This window comes from Mycobacterium hubeiense (assembly GCF_002838065.1).
Lineage (GTDB): Bacteria > Actinomycetota > Actinomycetes > Mycobacteriales > Mycobacteriaceae > Mycobacterium > Mycobacterium hubeiense.
In genome coordinates, this window is record NZ_PIZU01000113.1 from 1 (window position 1) to 1,272 (window position 1,272).

The window sequence follows — 1,272 nt, forward strand, 5'->3', positions numbered from 1 at the left end:
CCTCAAATTCCACGAAGACCGGGACAACCTCGAGGGGCGCGAAGGTCAGGATACTGTGTCCCCGCCCTCGACCGCGTTTGAGGATTGGGGTGCCGGTACCCTAAGCTATCGAGGCTCCCAACGTCATCGCGTTGCGAGTACCCCGGAGAGATTCGGCTCAGGCCCCCTTCGTCTAGCGGCCTAGGACGCCGCCCTTTCAAGGCGGTAGCGCGGGTTCGAATCCCGTAGGGGGTACCAGCGACGCCGTACGATGGAGTCGCACAGCAAGGCCCTGTGGCGCAGTTGGTTAGCGCGCCGCCCTGTCACGGCGGAGGTCGCGGGTTCAAGTCCCGTCAGGGTCGCCATTATGGCGAGGCATTTCGGTTTCGACGGACCGGTGCCTTCCGGCCAGGTAGCTCAGTTGGTACGAGCGTCCGCCTGAAAAGCGGAAGGTCGCCGGTTCGATCCCGGCCCTGGCCACTGTCTCTGACCTGCGTGGACACGATGCTTGCACTCGGTGGTTGGTTAGGGTTGTCCGGTTCTTGTCCGGTCTCGCGCGTTGAATCGCTGGTTTCGGCTGTTAGTCGGTCGAGGTTGGTTGCAACGTGGTCGAGTTCGTCTGCGTAGAGGTGTTGGCGGTGACGGTGGGGGTGGAGTGGCCCATTGTTTTCTGCACGTAGCGCAGGTCGGCGCCGGATTATCGGCATGCGTGTCAGCCTCCTGGCCCGCCAACCGCAGGTGGACTGCGTCGACCTCCAAGTTGCCATCCATCACCATCGCCCGATCTGTTGGCCTGCAGATTTAAGCCGTTTGCGCAGGAGTTTACCGCCAACGGCACACGCCTTTATGCGGCAAAAACGAGCCGTATCCAGCCCCTCACCGCGGTTAGGGTGCTTTCCACTACCTCGGGTCCTGGCCGCTGAGCCGGTGCGCCCAATCGGGATGCCGCTTCCAGTTCAGCCGTCCTGCCAGTCCGACACGGGGCGCATCACACCCGACAATTCCGCAGAAATCATCTGTGCACCTCCCTCACTGAGTTCGATGCCTCCAGCTCGCGCCAGCCGGGGACGAGCGCAGTCATCATCGCGGTGAAGGCTTTGCCGTGGGAGCGGTAGCGCAGGTGGAGCAGTTCGTGGACGACGACGTAGTCCTGGAAGGCCGCTGGCATGTCGACCAGGTCCTGCGCGAATGTAATCACACCGTCTGGCGCGCACGAGCCCCACTTCGTAGTCAGCTGGGTGATCACGATGCGCGAACGGAACCTGTCAACCTGAATGAGGCACCGTTGCGCGG

General features: G+C 62.9%; 1 protein-coding gene, 3 tRNA genes and 1 pseudogene. 3 read left to right on the top strand and 2 right to left on the bottom strand.

The genetic code is table 11. The features are described 5' to 3' along the window. Window positions 1-161 precede the first annotated feature (161 nt). The 3 genes from CWS39_RS28225 to CWS39_RS28235 all read left to right on the top strand — a co-directional run bounded on the left by CWS39_RS28225 (window position 162) and on the right by CWS39_RS28235 (window position 459). A tRNA-Glu gene (locus CWS39_RS28225) sits at window positions 162-237 on the top strand. 30 nt (window positions 238-267) lie between these two features. Continuing rightward, window positions 268-344: transfer RNA gene (locus CWS39_RS28230), tRNA-Asp, on the top strand. Window positions 345-385: 41 nt separating this feature from the next. Further along, window positions 386-459, top strand: a tRNA-Phe gene (locus CWS39_RS28235). Window positions 460-497: 38 nt separating this feature from the next. Here CWS39_RS28235 and CWS39_RS29945 read toward each other — a convergent pair. Next, window positions 498-676: pseudogene (locus tag CWS39_RS29945) on the bottom strand (site-specific integrase); the annotation flags it as partial. A 315-nt stretch (window positions 677-991) separates the two neighbouring features. After that, window positions 992-1,272, bottom strand: a 281-nt coding sequence (locus CWS39_RS28245; RefSeq protein ID WP_199178344.1) for a M48 metallopeptidase family protein, incomplete at its 5' end; no start/stop codon positions are given.